This is a genomic window from Allocatelliglobosispora scoriae, from assembly GCF_014204945.1.
Taxonomy (GTDB): domain Bacteria; phylum Actinomycetota; class Actinomycetes; order Mycobacteriales; family Micromonosporaceae; genus Allocatelliglobosispora; species Allocatelliglobosispora scoriae.
Map to the genome: position 1 here is coordinate 1,239,587 of NZ_JACHMN010000001.1, position 15,047 is coordinate 1,254,633.

The following is a 15,047-nucleotide window of genomic DNA, read 5'->3' on the forward strand; positions in this document are numbered from 1 at the left end:
CCTCGTTACTCGGGAAGCAGCAGCGGCCCGCCGTGGCCGGGCAGGCCCCGGTCGACCGGGATCGCCTCCTCGACCGCACCGTCGGTGGCGGTGATGCCGTGACCGCGGGTCTGCCCGGCGAGCCGCTGGTAATACGCCGAGACCGCGGCGAGCGCCTCTCGTGTCGCGTTCAGCAGCGTGGCTCCCGCGAGCTCGACGACCTCGGCCTCGTGGATCTCGAACGCCCGGATCCCCGCCAGCACCGCGGTCTTCAGGTCGCGTAGCAGCTGGACGTCGGCGTGTGCGTAGGTGCGGCACAGCGCGGTGACCCGCCGCAGGTCGTCGTCCGCCAGCAGCAGCTCCTTGACGGCCGAGACGGATTGCCGCACCAGGGCGACGTCCGGCTGCGCCGACATCGCGGCGAGCTCGGCGTCGAAGGAACGGATGTCCAGCTGCGGGTCGCAGAAGCCGACCGTGAGCTGCCACAGGGTGCGCAGGTCGTTGTGCACCAGCCCGTCCAGGTAGCTGACCAGGAAACGGCGGTGCCCCTCGATGACGTACTGCGCCTTGAAGGGGGTGAGATCCCGGGGGTCCTCGCCCAGGGTGCTGACCGACGCGGTGAACCCGTAGTCGGCGGTCAGCGCATTGCCCATGGAGACCAGCATGTAGACGAACCGCACCCAGGTCCGGAACAGCTCTTCCAGCGGGAGCGAGTGCAGGCCGTCCTCGGTGAGCACCACCCCCCAGCGGGCGCCGAACTGCAGCCGCCGCAGGTGGCCGATCTGGTACATCGACAGCTGGGAGTCGATCTCGGCGTGCGCGTGGTGCAGCACCTTCCGATAGGCCGCGGTCGCGTCCATCCCGACGTAGTTGCGGACGAGGTGCGGCCCGCCGATGTGCAGGTGGATGAATTCGCTGACGTCGATCACCGCGCCGCCGATCGCCATCCAGTAGCCCGCGTCGGGGGTGTCGTGCTGCACCAGGTCCGAGACCTCGAAGCGGGGCGTCTGCTGCGCGTGGCCCAGATAGGTGGTGAACACGTCCTGGGCGAGACGCCCGTCCGCCACCAGCTGGCGGAGGAACTCGCGGCCGTCGCCGGGCACGATCTCGGTCAACGCCTGGAGTACGGAGACGGCGAACCGCGAGCTGCCGCACACGTAGACGAATGCGCCTCGGCCGCCCTCCTCGATGGGCTGCAGCAGCCCCCAGAGCGCGTCCGCTTCGGCGCGGATCATGTCGTCGACCCGTCGTCGCTGCCCGGCCCCCACGACGTGGCGCTGGCCGTTGAAGGCGATGGCGGCATCGGCCTGGGAGAACGCGACGGAGAAGTCCAGCCGGCCCGAGGCCGCCGCCGCGTCCAGGTCGGCACGCTCGACGAACTCCTCCGGTGTCCGGATCCCCAGATAGAGCCGGTTCTCGCCGGCTCCGGTGCGCGCGGCGACGAACCCGAGGAACGGTGCGATCCCGGAGCCGGCCGCGAACATGACGACGGGACGGGACGGATCGGCCGGAAGCCGGAACCGCGGTGTGGAGACGATCTGCAGCGACAGCCCGCGCTGACCCTCGAGGCTCGCCCGGCGCAGGAAGTGCGACGCCGTGCCCTGCCGCTTCTGCGCGTACGACCACGGTGTGCGGGCGGAGGTGTAGTCGAGGCCGGAGACCACGAGTTGCAGCGTGGTGGCCGGTGTGCCGGGCGGCGGGGCGGACGCGATCGAGTAGAGGCGGAACGGCTCCGGCGGAACCACCATGCAGAACGCGTCGTTCTCGCTCGCATCGGCCTTCCAGAGCCGGGAGACGTCATACCCGCCCGCGTAGAGCAGGTTGAGGGTGTCCCACAGCTCCCACTGGTCCTCCATGCGGGCGTCCACGATCCGCTGCCAGGCACCGACGGCCGTCAGCTTCACCAGCCGCTTGGCCACTTCGCGGCCGATCGGCCGGATCCGGGCGAATCGCACCAGCGTCCGCAGCGGCAGCACGTCGACCTCGCCGTAGCCCTCCCGGCAGGCCACCGCCGCCCGCCACTTCGGGGTGAGCGGCACCAGCTCGTCGCCGGTGGCCTGCAGGGCGGCGACCGTCCGGCGCACCAGCTCGTCGTCGTTCTCGGCCAGCACACCGACCCGGTCGCCGGGGAGGTGGTGCACGCCCTGCCCGGCGACGTCGATCTCCAGATAGCAGGTCCAGGCGCCGGATTCGCCGGTCACGACCCGGCCCCGACGGGCGGTCCCGAACACCACCGGCGCGCCCACCGGCGGGCGGCGCTCCTCCCGGACGACGGCCAGCTCGTCGTCGACCTTGTCCCAGGTCCGGTCCTTGAACAAGCCGGTGAACCGGGCGCCGGTGGTCACCTGCCGGCCGACCTTGAACGCCACCTCGAGGAAGCCGTACGCCTTGACGCGGTGCAGTCCCATCCAGCCGCGGTCGCCCACGTAGGAGTCGAGAACGGCGTTGTAGACGCCGCGCAGACTGCTGCTGCGGGTGTCCTCGACATACTGGCGCACCGACACCTCGCGCAGCGCCGCCACCAGCTCCTGCCAGTGCCGCGGGAAGAACCCGGCGAGGTAGGTGCTCTGCTGCCCGACCAGCGAGCCGTAGTCCCGGCGCTCCAGAAACGCGTCCAGCGCGTGGATCTGCGGTTGCGCGGTGCCGCTCGGGCTCGGTGCGCCGTCGAAGATCGGGACACCGGCGGTGCCGACCGTCTTGGCCCACAGCACCTGGTCGAGGGGGTATCGCGAGCGGGGGTTGGGATCGATCTGCGGGTAGATGGCCTGGGTGACGTGCTGCAGCCGGTCGAGGATCACCAGCAGCGAGCTCTCCAGGGCGGCCGGGTCGTCGGCGACCACGGCCTCCTGCGCGCTCAGCATGGCGCCCAGGACCGGGGTGAGCCCCATCGCGAATTCGGTGGTGACCAGGTAGAACACCCGCTCGGCCGCGTTGTTCCAGGTCGGCACGAGCAGGTCCATGTTGTCCAGCGCCCGCGGGCCGGCCGGATCGCGCAGCCGCCAGTTGTAGAAGAACAGATCGATGTAGGAGACCGCCGGGGTCTTCTTGCCCAGCCGGTGCGAGACCGTGGTCCACGGTCGCAGCAGCGAGTCGGGCAGCGCGGTCGGCGGATCGATCGCCATGTACTGATAGGCGTGGGCGAAGACGCCGAGCAGGGTCGACGCGCGCAGCAGGTAGCGGTCGGGCAGCGCTTCGGGCCTGGCGTCGAGCACCGGCATCGCGTCGAACGCCCGGCGTACCGTCAGCCGCCGGAACAGCTCCGGAAGCCGGTCGGTCATCTCGTCCCAGGCCCGGTGCGAGTCCGGGAAGGCCAGCAGCGGCGGTTCGGCGGGCAGGAATCCGTGTGCGAGCGACAGGAATCCGTCGAGCTCGTGCCCGACCTGCCGGTTGTGCGCCTCGGCGGCCTCCAGCACCCGTCGGGCGGCGATGCTCGGCCGCGCCGCGCTCGGCGGTGGCACCAGGTTGAGCAGCGAGGTGCTCGGCAGCTCCACGCTCGGGAGGACCGCGTCCGTTCTCGCCGCCGGGCGCAGCATGGTCGGCTGGGATCCGTCGAAGAGGATCGTCGAGTTCAGGTCGAGGAGCATCCACGTCAGCTCGTACCGGCCGACCCGGACGCGGTCCCCGGGGACGAGCACGTGGCGCGTCACCCGCTCGTCGTTCACGAAGGTGCCGTTGGTGCTGCCGAGATCGCTGATCACCAGGTCGGTGCCGACGAACTCGAGCTGCGCGTGGCGCCGGGAGACGCTGCGGTCGTCCACCGCCACCGCTGCGCCCTCCCTGCCGACCACGGTCGGCAGGGCGCACACCCGCTCGATGGTTTCTCGGGTGCGCTGATCAGTCAGAATCAGCCGGAGGTCAGGAATGGTAGATCACCGCTCGGCACAGATCGGCCCGGGACAGCGTGCCCACGAGCTTCCCGTCGTCGACGACGGGAAGCCGTCGGATCCCGCGGTCGATCATGACGATCGCCGCACGGGCGAGCTCGTCGGTCGAGCGGACCGTCGCCGCGTCGCGGACGACGAGGGGGTCCACGACGCGGTCGGCGAGGACGCGGCCCCGCTCCAGGAAGATCCGGAACGCGTCGGCGAGCGTGCCGCCGCCGGCGGTGACGTCGTCGAAACCGGGCAGCACGGCCCGCACCAGGTCCTCTTCGGACAGTGATCCGACGAACCGGCCCTCATGGTCCAGGACCATCAGCTGGCCGACCTCCGACACACTGACCACCTCGGCAGCCCGCCGGATGGTCGCGCCGAGCCGTATATACGCAGGAAACGCCGTCATCACATCGCCGACTTGCACGCCACTCCCCAGGTCCGATCCACGGTCGACTCGCACAATATCTGCCACGCGGCGACCACGAATGTCGGATCCGGTACAGGAACCGATCAGCGCCGCGCGGCACCCGGTTGGCCTGCGGTGTCAGCGATGTGGTCAGCCTGGCGGTCAGGCCGTTCGGAGAGGTTGGTGGGCAGGAAGCCCCCCAGCGAAAGCCGAGTGCCGCCATGCCGGAACCCGCACCCCCCGCACCCGTCGCGATCATCGGTGCGGCCTGCCGTACCGCCGGTGCCGACAGCGTCGCGGAGCTGTGGCAGCTGTCCACACAGGGCCGCCGGATGGCGGGTCCGATCCCCGACGACCGGCTGACCGGCTGGCCCGACGACCTCCCCGCATCGCTGCGTCCGTACGGGTTCCTCCTCGACGGCATCGACCGGTTCGACGCCGAACTGTTCGAGCTCTCGCCGAGGGCCGCGGCGTGGACCGATCCGCAGCACCGGCTGATGCTGGAGCTGAGCTGGCGGACCCTGGAGGACGCGGGTGTGACGCCGGACGAGCTCCGCGGTGCCGACGTGGGCGTCTTCGCCGGCGGCATCAACGCCGACTACCGGGAGCTGATGTTCCTCACGCGCCGGGGCGACAGCTGCGTCCCGCAGGGCACCTTCAGCACCTTCCTCGCCAACCGGATCTCCTACTTCTACGACTGGCGCGGCCTGAGCATGGTGGTCGACACCGCCTGCTCGGCCAGCCTCACCGCGCTGGTCCTCGCCGTGCGCGCGCTGCGCCAGGGCGACCTGCCGCTGGCGCTCGTCGGTTCGGCCAACATCATCTGCAACGGGTTCGGCCTGTCCACCTCGGTACGCGGGCGGCTGCTGTCGCCCAGCGGCGAGTCGGTGTCGTTCGACGCGGGCGCCGACGGCTACATCCGCGGCGAGGGCGGTGGCTGCGTGCTGCTCAAGCTCCTGGACCGCGCGGTCGCCGACGGGGACCGGATCGTCGGGGTGATCCGGGGTGCCGAGGTCAGCCACGACGGGCGGGCCGGCGGTTCGACCGCTCCCGACCCGTACACCCAGGGTGAACTGATCCTGCGGGCCGCGGCCCGCGCGGGCGTCGACCCGGCGACCATCGGCTATCTGGAGGCCCACGGCACGGGAACGCCGGTGGGCGACCCGGTCGAGGTGCACGGCGTGGTGGATGCGCTGGGGCGCCATCCCGGCGGTATGCCGTCGGCGGCGGGCGGTCCCGGCGGGAAGCTGTGGGTCGGCTCGGTCAAGTCCAATGTGGGCCATCTCGAGGGTGCCGCCGGCATCGTCGGGCTGATCCGGGCGACCCAGGTCCTCGCGCACGGCCTCATCCCGCCCGTCGCCGGGCTGCGGCGGGTGAACCCGGCCATCGACACCGGCGGCGCACCCGTCGAGATCGCCGCCGAGATCGTCGAGTGGCCGGACGGTCCGGTGCCTCGGCGAGCCGGGGTGAGCTCCTACGGCCTGGGCGGCTCCAACGCCCACGTGCTGCTGGAACAGCCGCCCGCCGGATACCGGCCCCGACGCGAGCCCATCGCGCCCCGCCCGTTCCGGCACCGATCCCACTGGTTCGACCGGACGAACCGGCCCACCACACCACCGGAACCGACGAGGAGCACACACACCGATGTCCGATGACCAGCAGACCCAGATCCGCACCATGATCCGCTCCGCCCTCGCGGAGATCCTCTACGAGGACCTGGAAGACATCGACGACGACGAGGACTTCTCCGACCTGGGGCTCGACTCGATCCTCGGCGTCGAGCTCGTGACGAAGATCAACAAGGCGTACGGGCTCACCGAGGTGATCCAGGTGCTCTACGCGAAGCCGACCGTGACCGCCCTGACCGCGCACCTCGTCGAGCAGGTCTCGGCGAGCTCGGACACCAGCGCCGACGAGGTCTTCGCCACCGTGCGCCGGCACGTGCTGCGGGCGCTGCCGACCGTCGACGCGGGCGCTGTCGTCCCCGGCGCCAGCCTCGCCGACCTCGGCGCGGACTCCCTGGACCGGGCCGACATCGCCCTGGGCGTCGCCGAGGAGTACGGCGTGGTCGTTCCCGCGGAGGCGTTCGCCGCCGTCACCGATCTGCGGGGCCTGGCGGACGTGGTCCGGCTCCAGCGCGCGGCACGCGTCTCATGACGACGGTCTCCCCGCACCAGGTGGTGATCACCGGAGCGGCCGTCGTGAACACGCTCGCCGACGACCTGGCCTCCTTCACCGAGGCGCTGCGGCAGGGGCGTACCGCCATCACGGTCCGTGACGGTGACCCGCCGGTCGCGGGTGCGTGGCTGACCGACTTCTCGGTCGCGCAGTGGGCTGCCAGAGCCGCCCCCGACGCCGCCGGCGCGCTGCGGGCGGCGACCCGCCGCTGCGCGCCGCCGGCGACGACGGCGGCCTGCGTCGCGCTCGCCGCGTGCCGCGACGCGGGCCTGTCACCGGAGCGCATCTCGGCTGCGGCCCTGGTGGTGGCGGGCAACAACCTCGCCCTGGCCTACCACAGCGGCGCGTGGTCGCAGTTCCGCGACGATCCGGGCCAGACCCGGGCGACGCACGTGCTGCGCTACCCCGACTCCGACACGATCGGCGTCGTCAGCGAGGTGCTGGGCCTGCGCGGAGAGGGCCTCACCGTCGGCGCGGCGTCGGCGAGCGCCGCCGTCGCGGTCATCGCCGCCGCCCGCCTGATCGCCGCCGGCACGGTCCGGACCTGCGTGGTGGTGGCACCGCTCGCGGAGCTGTCGGAGCTGGAGTTCGCGGCGTTCATGCAGGCCGGAGCGATGGCGTCCCCGCAGGCCGGGGTGCCGCCGGCCGAGCTGTGCCGCCCCTTCGACAGCGCCCGGCAGGGCTTCGTCTACGGCCAGGGCGCCGCCGCGATCGTGATCGAGGCACCCCGGCCCGGATGCCGTGCCTACGCCCGCCTGATCGGCCACGGCCAGCGCCTCGACGGCGCGGGCGGTGCCGGTCCCAGCGCCGAGGGGCAGGCGGCGGCGATGCGGGCGGCCCTGGCGATGGGCGAGACGGACGCCGCCGAGGTCGACTACGTCAACGCCCACGCCACCGGTTCGCTGCTGGGCGACCGGGTCGAGGCGGACGCGCTCGCCGAGGTGTTCGGCGGTCCCGGCCCGCTCGTCAACACGACCAAGCCGCTGACCGGCCACTGCCTGAGCGGTTCGGGAATGCAGGAGCTGGTGGCGACCCTGCTGCAGATGCGGCACGGTTTCGTCCACCCCAACCGGGGGCTGACCCACCCCCTCTCCACCTCGGTGCGTTTCGCCGGCCGGGTCGCGCAGGACCACACCATCACCGTGGCGATGACCAACAGCGTGGCCTTCGGCGGCATCAACGCCTGCCTGCTGCTGAGGCAACCGGGAGGCCAGGATGAGTGACCCCGTCGGCATCGAGTCGATCAACGCGTACTGCGGGCTGGCCCGGTTGTCGGTCCCGAGCCTGTTCGAGGAGCGGGGCCTGGATCTGCAGCGCCTGCCCAACGTGCTGATGCGGCACAAGTCCGTGGCTCTGGGCTGCGAGGACACGCTCACCTACGCGGTCAACGCCGCCCGGCCGCTGCTGGACGGCCTCGACCCGGCTGTGCGGGCGAGCATCGAACTGCTCGTCGTCGCCACCGAGTCGGGGCTGGACTACAGCAAATCCGTCGCCGCCACGGCCCGCCACCACCTGGAGCTGCCCCGCAGCTGCCGGGTGATCGAGGTCAAGCAGGCGTGCAGCGCGGGGGTGACCGGCCTGCACCTCGCCGCGTCCGCCGTGGCCGCCGCCCGTCCCGGCGTCCGCGCGCTCGTCATCGCCGCCGATGTCCCGGTCCTGATCCGGGGCACCTACATCGAGCCCAGCCAGGGCGCCGGGGCGGTGGCCGTCCTCGTGGGCCGGGAACCCGCGCTCTGCGTCGTCGATCCCGCCGTCGCGGGGCTCTACACCTTCGATGTCGCCGATTTCCTGCGCCCCACGCCCGACGAGCACCTGTGGGACATCGACCTGTCGCTGATGTGCTTCATCGAGTGCCTGCGCGAGGCCTACCTCGACTACGCCGCCCGCAGCGGGTCGAAGGAGTTCGACCACGACTTCGACCAGCTCGCCATGCACACGCCCTTTCCCGGCATGGTCAAGGGCGCGCACCGCGCGCTGCAGCGCACCCTCGGGCTGCGCGACCCGGCCGCCGTCGAAGCCGACTTCCGCCGCCGCCTGGAGCCCTCCCTGCGCTACCCCGCCGAGGTCGGCAACATCTACGCCGCGACCGCGCTGCTCGCTCTGGCCAGCGCCAGCGACGCGCTGCCGCCCGGAGCCCCGGACACGAGCGTGGGGCTGTTCGCCTACGGCTCCGGCTGCGCGTCGGAGTTTTGGCGGGTACGCCTGCCGGCGGGCGCCGGGGAGCTGTCGCGGGCGGCCGGGATCGCCACCCACCTCGACAGCCGGGCCCCGATCAGCGTCGGCGAGTACGACCGGCTCGCCGACGACGCCGTGCGGGTGATGCCCGGTGCCCGCGACGCGGTGATCGACCGCGACGCGCTCGCGCACTACCTGGACCGCCCGAGCAGCACGCGTCCGCTGCTCACCCTGGCCGGCATCCGCGGCCACCGGCGCGAATACTCCTGGTGGAAGGGGCGCCCATGACCGCCGCCGACACGTCCATCGTGGACTCCGTACGCGGGCCGCACTGGCACACGGCCCGCCTGCGCGGGGACGGCCGCCATTTCCTGGACGGGGCGGCCGCCGCCGCCCTGCTGTCCGCGCTGGACGCCGCCGAGGCCGACCCGCGCTGCCGGGCCTTCGCCGTCACCGCCGACGGCGAATGGTTCTGCAGCGGGCTGCGCCTGCCCGACCGGCCCGGCACGCCGGACTGGCTCGACTCCGCCGACCCGGTCCCGCTGGCCGTCTTCGCCCGCCTGGCGAGCTCACCGCTGGTCACCGTCGCCGCCGTCCAGGGCCGCGCGACCGGCGGCGGTGTGGGGCTCGCCGCAGCCTGCGACCTGGTGATCGCCGCACGCACCGCGAGATTCCGGCTGACCGAGGCGATCGTCGGCCTCACCCCCAAGGCGATCGGACCGCACCTGGTCCGGCGGCTCGGCGCACACCGCACCTACCTGTTGGCCCTGCTGGCCTGGGACATCGACGCGGTGCAGGCCGCCGCCCTGGGCCTGGCCGACCTGGTCGCCGACGACCTCGGCACCGCCGTGCGCCGACAGCTCACCGTGCTGCGCCACATCGACCCCCACGCCGTCGCCGAGCTCAAACGCGACCGCGCCACCGGCACGGGCGAGGAGTCCGCGCAGGCCGCCACGGCGTTGCGGGCCCGGTTCGCCGACCCCGGCGTCATCGACCGCATCTCCGCCCTCCGCGACGCAGGAGCACTGTCATGATCACCTTCGGGCCGGTCCGCCTCACCACCGACGACCACGTCGCGACCATCACCCTCGACGATCCCGACCGGCACAACCGCATCGACGACCCGCTCACCGACGGCCTGCGCGACGCCGTCGCCGCCGCGGTGGCGGACCCCGGCGTACGCGTCGTCGTCCTGGCCGGGTCGCCGCGCGTCTTCTGCTCCGGGCACTCCCGCGACTGGCTGCTCGCCGCCGACGACGACCCCGGCACCAGGCAGGGTCTGGTGCCGGCGGTGGACTTCATCCGGGCACCCATCGACTGTCCCCTGCCCGTCGTCGCCGCGATGGAGGGCTCGGCGGCCGGCGGCGGCTTCCTCCTCGGCATGTACGCCGACGCCGCGGTGCTCTGCGAGAGAGCGGTCTACTCCACCATCTTCATGGCGTACGGCTTCACCCCCGGCATGGGCTCCACGGTGCTGCTGCCGCGCAAGCTCGGCCACGCCCTCGGCAGCGAGCTGCTCTACACCGGACGCGGCTACACCGGACGGGAACTGCGCTCCCGCGGCGCACCGCTGCGAGTGGTGCCGAAAGCCGAGGTGGTGCCGACGGCGCTCGCTCTCGCCCACCGCATCGCCCAGGCGCCCCGGCGATCCCTGGAAGCGGTGAAGCACCAGGTCTCCGCCGAGCTGCGGGCCGCCACGTCGCAGGCCCACCGCGCGGAGACCCAGGCCCAGCTCGAGACGATCGCGCTCCCCTCCGTCCAGGCGCGGGTGCGGGACATGTACCCCGAGACCAGCGGGCCGTTGTCATGAGCGGCCGGTCCGTGCTGGTCACGGGCGGCAGCCGGGGCATCGGGCTCGCCCTGGCGCGGCGGTTCGCCGAGCGCGGCGACCGGGTGGCGGTGACCGCGTGGCGGTCGGCGGCGCCACCGGACCTGCCCACGGTCCGCTGCGACGTGCGCGACCCCGAGCAGGTCGACACCGCGTTCACGCAGGTCGAACACGACCAGGGCGCCGTCGAGATCCTCGTCTGCGCCGCCGGGGTCGCCTCCGACGCCGTGCTGCCGCTGCTCACCGACGACCTGTTCACCGCGACCGTCGACACGAACCTCGGCGGTGCCTACCGGGCCAGCCGACGGGCCGCGGGCGCCATGGTCAGGTCCCGGTGGGGGCGCATCGTCTTCGTCTCCTCCGTCATCGGCCACACCGGCGCCCGAGGACTGAGCCACTACGCGGCGTCCAAGGCGGGGCTGGTCGGGCTGGCCAGATCGATCGCCCTGGAGTACGGCCCCTACGGCATCACCGCCAACGTCGTCCTGGTCGGCTACGTCGAGACCGAGATGACCGCCGGGCTGACCCCGCAGCGGCGCCGTCAGCTGCTCGACCGGATCGCCCTGGGACGCGCCGCCCAGCCCGCCGAGATCGTCGGCCCGCTGCTGTGGCTCGCCACCGACGAGGCCGCCTACGTGACCGGCTCGGTCCTCGCCGTCGACGGCGGACTCAGCATGGGCGCCTGACCGCGCCCCTTTCCCAGGAGGTCACCATGCTCGCCGTCTACGCCACCACAGCCTGCCCGCAGGCCCCGCTCGACGCGCTGGGCTTCGGCGAACAGCCCGAGCCGGTCGTCCCCGACGCGGAGTGGGCCGTCGTGACGGTGCGCAGCGCCGCTCTCAACCACCATGACCTGTGGACGCTGCGCGGCTCAGGCCTGATGGGCGGCGCCTACCCGCGCATCCTGGGCTGCGAGGCCGCCGGAGTCGACGACACCGGCCGACCGGTGATCCTCGCCAGCGTGCACACCGATCCGCAGTGGCGCCACGACCCCGTTCGCGACCCGCGACGGGCGATGATCGGCGAGACCCTGCCCGGCACCTTCGCCGAGCGGGTCGCGGTCCCCCGCCACCTGCTCGTCGACCGGCCCGGCGGATTCACCGACGCCGAGGCCGCCTGCGTGGCGGGGACGTTCCTGACCGCTTACCGGATGCTGTTCACCAAGTCCCGGCTGCGGCCCGGCGACACCGTACTCATCCAGGGAGCCACCGGCGGCGTCTCCAGCGCGCTGATCCGCCTCGCCGCCGCCGGCGGCTTCCAGGTGTGGGTCACCGGGCGCACCGCGGCCAAGCGCGACCACGCACTGGCGCTCGGCGCGCACCGCGGCTTCCCGCCCGGCAGTGTCCCGGCCAACGCGGTCGACGCGGTCATGGAGAGCGTCGGCGAGGCGACCTGGGCACAGTCGCTGCGCGCGGCCCGCCCCGGCGGCACCATCGTCGTCACCGGCGCCACCACCGGCGCCAACCCGCCCGCCTACCTGGGCCGGATCTTCGACCGCGAGCTGACCGTCACCGGCTCCAGCGGCGGCACCGTCGACGAGCTCCACCGCCTGATCGCCTTCATGCAGTCGCGCGCCATCCGCCCTGACATCGACGTCGAACTGCCCTTCGCGCAGGCACGGGAGGGGATGCGCCGCATGGCCGACGGCGAAGCCCGCGGCAAGGTCGTCTTCAGCTGGTAGGCGGTACCCGCAGCACCTCGGCGGCGACCAGCGTGGCCGTGATCGCCCGGGGGAACCCGGCATAGCCGGCCACGTGGATGAAGACGGCGAGGATGTCCTCGTCGCTGATCCCGAGGTGGCGGGCCGCCCCGACGTGGGTGGCGAGCATCCGGTCGGCACCGCCCTGCGCGGCGATCACCGCCAACGTGATCAGCTCCTTCTCCCGGACCGACAGCCCGGGACGGTCGATCAGGTCGGCGCAGACGAAGCCGAGCAGCAGATCGGCCAGGTCGGGGCTGGCGCCGCCGAGCGCGTCGAGGAAGCCCTGCACCACCCGCGGTTCCTCCATCGACTGCAGCACCCGCAGGCCCCGCTCCCGACGTTCATCCACCTGATCGGTCATCGCGCACGTCCTCTGCTCTGGTCGTCGGATGTGGGGTAGGGGGACAGGCCTCGGCCGGTGGCGACCAACACGCGGCGGCGGTGCTCGTTGACGACCTCGCCGCGTAGCTCGACCTCCCAGCCCAGGTCGCCGACCGGGGTCACCCGCTGCACCCGCATCCGCCCGGTGAGCAGCTCTCCGGTGAAGCACGGGCGCAGGAACGACGCGGTCAGCTCCCGGCCGATGTAGTCGAACCGGGCCGACAGCTGCGAGATGAAGCCCAGCATCAGCAGGCCGTGCACCACCAGCGGGCGGTCGCCCACCGGTCGGTGATGCGCTGCATGGTCGCCGACGAGCTCGGCGAACGCGTCCACCTCGGCCACGCTGACGCGCCGCTGCCAGGTCAGCTCATCACCCTCTCGCACGGGCTCGGAAGCCACGGATTCACCCCCATCGTCACCGGATCGTCGAGATAGGACTCGTGCCGAAGGATGTCGGCCATCGTCGCGGCCAGTCGTGGTGTCGGCTCGGCGCCGAGCTCCTCCACCAGCCGCGCGCGGGCGTCGCGGTAGACGGTGATCGCATCCCCCTGCCGACCGGCGCGGTAGAGGGCGACCATCAGCATCCGCACGAACTCCTCGTGCAGCGGGAACGCCGCCACCGACGACTGCAGGTCGACCAGCGAATCGCGGCCGCACACCATCGCCGTCACGGCATGCAGACTCAACGCCCGCAGCCGCAACTCGGTGAGGCGAGCCCGTGCGTCCCGGCCCATCACGCCCAGGTCGAGCCCCTCGAAGGGCTCGCCACGCCACATCGCCGTCGCCCGTGCCGCAGCCGCGCTCGCCTGGGCCGGGTCGGTTTCGCACAGCCGGTCGGCGACCCGCAGCTCACCGAGGAAGCACTCGATGTCCAGGTGCTGCGGGGCCATGCGCAACGCGTACCCGCCGGGGCCTGTCTCGATCCTGGCCGGTGCCTCCCAGGCGCGCAGCCGGCGCCGCAGCCGCGCGACCTGTACATGCAGTGCGTTCTCCGCCGTCCGCGGCGGATCGGCACCCCACAGCTCGTCCACGAGCTGCCTGCGCGAGATGGGCCGGTTGGCGGCGACGAGGAAGACCGCCAGCAGGCGCCCCGCCGCCGACGATCGGATGAGGACGGAGTCCAGCCGACCGGCGCGGACAACCACGGGCCCGAGACAGGAGAAGGTCGGCAGGGTGGGCGAAACGGCGTCGGTGATCGTCATCCCATGACCGTAGGAGCCGAGAATTCGTGCGGCACAACATACATTGGCCCCCAAGAATGGGGGGCGCGGCCCAATCCTGCTGGGATCTCGCCCGGCGCGGGGAGGCCGACGGCATGGCGGCTCCCCAGGACGGGCGACGGCCGCGATCGGTGTTCCGCGTGGCGGAATGCGGAGCTGCCGTCCGGGAAGCGCGGCGACATCCTGGCAGAACGATGGCCGAATGAGGGAGGACTGCCATGACAGCGAGCGACAACCGCCTCCGGACCCGCTTCTCGATGATGGACGGCGACGGCGACGGCGTTCTGAGCGGCGACGATTTCACCGGGCTCGCCACGCAGATCGTCCGGACCCTGGGTGTCGCGCCGGCCTCGCCCAAGGCGCTTGCGCTGACCAGGGCGGCGGTCATCTGGTGGGACGGCCTGCGCACAGCGGCGGACGCCGACAACGACGGCGTGGTGTCCCTGGCCGAGTACGCCCGAGTCGTCCACACGCGGGCGTGGTTCGACGCCCATGTGCGCCCGTGGGCCGACGCGCTCGTGGACCTGTGCGACCTCGACGATGACGGCAGGCTCGTCCGGTCGGAGCTCACGGCGATGCTGCTGGGCACCGGATGGCCGATCGCCAGCGTGGTGGCCGCGTTGGACGGGCTGTTCGGCCAGGCCGACAGCATCCCCCGCGAGGCGTGGACGGAGTTCGTGGCCGAGTTCTACACCACCGACGACCCGCACACCCGGACCAACGCCATGCTGACGGGCGCCGAGACCGGCGGAGAGCACCGGTAGCCGCTGCCCGAGAGGCTGCGGGATCCGAGCCGACGGGCTCCGTCGACACCGACGGAGCCCGTCCCATGGCCGGCTCACCGCCCTACCGCGTCAGCAGCAGGGTGGTCGGGCCCTGAGCCGTCGTCACCCCCGTCCCGAGGCACGCCAGCGGCTGCACCTGGAAGAGCGTGAAGGTCGCCGTGTAGCTCGCCCCGACGAACGTGCCCGACACCACCGATCCCCGCGCGACCACGACGGTCTCGCCCAGCGGCCGCAGCGCCACCGTGTTGGTGAAGGCGATCGTGGTCTGATCCGACGTGTTCCAGGTGATCGTGAACTGGCCCGCGTGTCCGCCCGAGAAGCAGCCGAGCTCCCCGTACCGGAGGCGGTGTAGCTGCCCGACGTGATGCCCGAGCTGTTCGGCAGGCATGCCGACAGCGTGCCGGTGGCGGTGATGTGCGTCGGCTTCGCGGTCAGCGTCAGACCGGGGTCGAACGCAGCGCTGTTCATCCCGAGGCAGCTCAGCTGCACCGTGGCCGCCTGGGCCGGTGCTGCGGTGA

15 protein-coding genes are annotated in these 15,047 nt (G+C 72.6%); 9 read left to right on the plus strand and 6 right to left on the minus strand.

What is annotated here, in order from left to right; all coding sequences use genetic code 11:
- Window positions 1-5: 5 nt before the first annotated feature.
- Complete coding sequence (locus F4553_RS05560; RefSeq protein WP_184832883.1) at window positions 6-3,785, minus strand: FHA domain-containing protein; 3,780 nt, start codon at window positions 3,783-3,785, stop codon at window positions 6-8.
- A gap of 49 nt (window positions 3,786-3,834) precedes the next feature.
- Complete coding sequence (locus F4553_RS05565; protein WP_246466119.1) at window positions 3,835-4,260, minus strand: CBS domain-containing protein; 426 nt, start codon at window positions 4,258-4,260, stop codon at window positions 3,835-3,837.
- Between the two features lie 221 nt (window positions 4,261-4,481).
- On the opposite strand from F4553_RS05565, the gene F4553_RS05570 reads away from it, so the two are divergent.
- From F4553_RS05570 to F4553_RS05605, 8 genes are read left to right on the plus strand one after another with little or no spacing between them, the layout of a single operon-like run.
- The gene (locus F4553_RS05570; protein ID WP_184832893.1) at window positions 4,482-5,915 is read left to right on the plus strand and encodes a beta-ketoacyl [acyl carrier protein] synthase domain-containing protein; all 1,434 of its coding nucleotides are present in this window, start codon (window positions 4,482-4,484) and stop codon (window positions 5,913-5,915) included.
- A complete protein-coding gene (locus F4553_RS05575) occupies window positions 5,905-6,417 on the plus strand; it encodes a phosphopantetheine-binding protein (RefSeq protein ID WP_184832895.1) in 513 nt (170 codons plus the stop codon). Before F4553_RS05570 ends, F4553_RS05575 begins: the two co-directional genes overlap by 11 nt.
- Window positions 6,414-7,661, plus strand: a complete 1,248-nt coding sequence (locus tag F4553_RS05580) for a beta-ketoacyl synthase N-terminal-like domain-containing protein (protein ID WP_184832897.1) — start codon at window positions 6,414-6,416, stop codon at window positions 7,659-7,661. Before F4553_RS05575 ends, F4553_RS05580 begins: the two co-directional genes overlap by 4 nt.
- Window positions 7,654-8,901, plus strand: coding sequence for a hydroxymethylglutaryl-CoA synthase family protein (locus F4553_RS05585; RefSeq protein ID WP_184832898.1), 1,248 nt, complete (start codon window positions 7,654-7,656; stop codon window positions 8,899-8,901). The genes F4553_RS05580 and F4553_RS05585 overlap by 8 nt, the downstream gene beginning before the upstream one ends.
- Entirely contained in the window at window positions 8,898-9,647 is a 750-nt protein-coding gene (locus F4553_RS05590; protein ID WP_184832900.1) for an enoyl-CoA hydratase-related protein, read from the plus strand. The genes F4553_RS05585 and F4553_RS05590 overlap by 4 nt, the downstream gene beginning before the upstream one ends.
- Window positions 9,644-10,423, plus strand: coding sequence for a polyketide synthase (locus F4553_RS05595; RefSeq protein ID WP_184832902.1), 780 nt, complete (start codon window positions 9,644-9,646; stop codon window positions 10,421-10,423). Before F4553_RS05590 ends, F4553_RS05595 begins: the two co-directional genes overlap by 4 nt.
- Window positions 10,420-11,127 carry an SDR family oxidoreductase gene (locus tag F4553_RS05600; protein ID WP_184832904.1) on the plus strand — a complete coding sequence of 236 codons (708 nt, stop codon included), beginning with the start codon at window positions 10,420-10,422 and terminating at the stop codon, window positions 11,125-11,127. The genes F4553_RS05595 and F4553_RS05600 overlap by 4 nt, the downstream gene beginning before the upstream one ends.
- A 26-nt stretch (window positions 11,128-11,153) precedes the next feature.
- A complete protein-coding gene (locus F4553_RS05605) occupies window positions 11,154-12,122 on the plus strand; it encodes a zinc-binding dehydrogenase (RefSeq protein ID WP_184832906.1) in 969 nt (322 codons plus the stop codon).
- On the opposite strand, the gene F4553_RS05610 is transcribed toward F4553_RS05605, so the two are convergent.
- From F4553_RS05610 to F4553_RS05620, 3 genes are read right to left on the minus strand one after another with little or no spacing between them, the layout of a single operon-like run.
- On the minus strand, window positions 12,112-12,504 hold the full coding sequence (locus F4553_RS05610) for a carboxymuconolactone decarboxylase family protein (protein ID WP_184832908.1): 393 nt from the start codon (window positions 12,502-12,504) through the stop codon (window positions 12,112-12,114). The two genes, F4553_RS05605 and F4553_RS05610, sit on opposite strands and share 11 nt — an antisense overlap.
- The gene (locus F4553_RS05615; protein WP_184832910.1) at window positions 12,501-12,908 is read right to left on the minus strand and encodes a MaoC family dehydratase; all 408 of its coding nucleotides are present in this window, start codon (window positions 12,906-12,908) and stop codon (window positions 12,501-12,503) included. Before F4553_RS05615 ends, F4553_RS05610 begins: the two co-directional genes overlap by 4 nt.
- Window positions 12,887-13,726, minus strand: a complete 840-nt coding sequence (locus tag F4553_RS05620) for an AfsR/SARP family transcriptional regulator (protein ID WP_184832912.1) — start codon at window positions 13,724-13,726, stop codon at window positions 12,887-12,889. The genes F4553_RS05615 and F4553_RS05620 overlap by 22 nt, the downstream gene beginning before the upstream one ends.
- A 236-nt stretch (window positions 13,727-13,962) precedes the next feature.
- Here F4553_RS05620 and F4553_RS05625 point away from each other — a divergent pair, with 236 nt between their 5' ends.
- Window positions 13,963-14,508 (plus strand): EF-hand domain-containing protein, encoded by a 546-nt coding sequence (locus F4553_RS05625; RefSeq protein WP_184832914.1) that lies wholly within the window; start codon window positions 13,963-13,965, stop codon window positions 14,506-14,508.
- Between the two features lie 82 nt (window positions 14,509-14,590).
- Here F4553_RS05625 and F4553_RS40670 read toward each other — a convergent pair whose 3' ends face one another.
- Entirely contained in the window at window positions 14,591-14,917 is a 327-nt protein-coding gene (locus F4553_RS40670) for a hypothetical protein (RefSeq protein WP_246465825.1), read from the minus strand.
- Window positions 14,918-15,047 lie beyond the last annotated feature (130 nt).

Excerpts from the sequence above, each read along its gene's own strand:
- F4553_RS05565 (WP_246466119.1), bottom strand. The coding sequence starts at position 4,260 with ATGACGGCGTTTCCTGCGTATATACGGCTCGGCGCGACCATCCGGCGG.
- F4553_RS05570 (WP_184832893.1), top strand. The coding sequence starts at position 4,482 with ATGCCGGAACCCGCACCCCCCGCACCCGTCGCGATCATCGGTGCGGCC.
- F4553_RS05575 (WP_184832895.1), top strand. The coding sequence starts at position 5,905 with ATGTCCGATGACCAGCAGACCCAGATCCGCACCATGATCCGCTCCGCC.
- F4553_RS05580 (WP_184832897.1), top strand. The coding sequence starts at position 6,414 with ATGACGACGGTCTCCCCGCACCAGGTGGTGATCACCGGAGCGGCCGTC.
- F4553_RS05585 (WP_184832898.1), top strand. The coding sequence starts at position 7,654 with ATGAGTGACCCCGTCGGCATCGAGTCGATCAACGCGTACTGCGGGCTG.
- F4553_RS05590 (WP_184832900.1), top strand. The coding sequence starts at position 8,898 with ATGACCGCCGCCGACACGTCCATCGTGGACTCCGTACGCGGGCCGCAC.
- F4553_RS05595 (WP_184832902.1), top strand. The coding sequence starts at position 9,644 with ATGATCACCTTCGGGCCGGTCCGCCTCACCACCGACGACCACGTCGCG.
- F4553_RS05600 (WP_184832904.1), top strand. The coding sequence starts at position 10,420 with ATGAGCGGCCGGTCCGTGCTGGTCACGGGCGGCAGCCGGGGCATCGGG.
- F4553_RS05605 (WP_184832906.1), top strand. The coding sequence starts at position 11,154 with ATGCTCGCCGTCTACGCCACCACAGCCTGCCCGCAGGCCCCGCTCGAC.
- F4553_RS05610 (WP_184832908.1), bottom strand. The coding sequence starts at position 12,504 with ATGACCGATCAGGTGGATGAACGTCGGGAGCGGGGCCTGCGGGTGCTG.
- F4553_RS05620 (WP_184832912.1), bottom strand. The coding sequence starts at position 13,726 with ATGACGATCACCGACGCCGTTTCGCCCACCCTGCCGACCTTCTCCTGT.
- F4553_RS05625 (WP_184832914.1), top strand. The coding sequence starts at position 13,963 with ATGACAGCGAGCGACAACCGCCTCCGGACCCGCTTCTCGATGATGGAC.
- F4553_RS40670 (WP_246465825.1), bottom strand. The coding sequence starts at position 14,917 with ATGCCTGCCGAACAGCTCGGGCATCACGTCGGGCAGCTACACCGCCTC.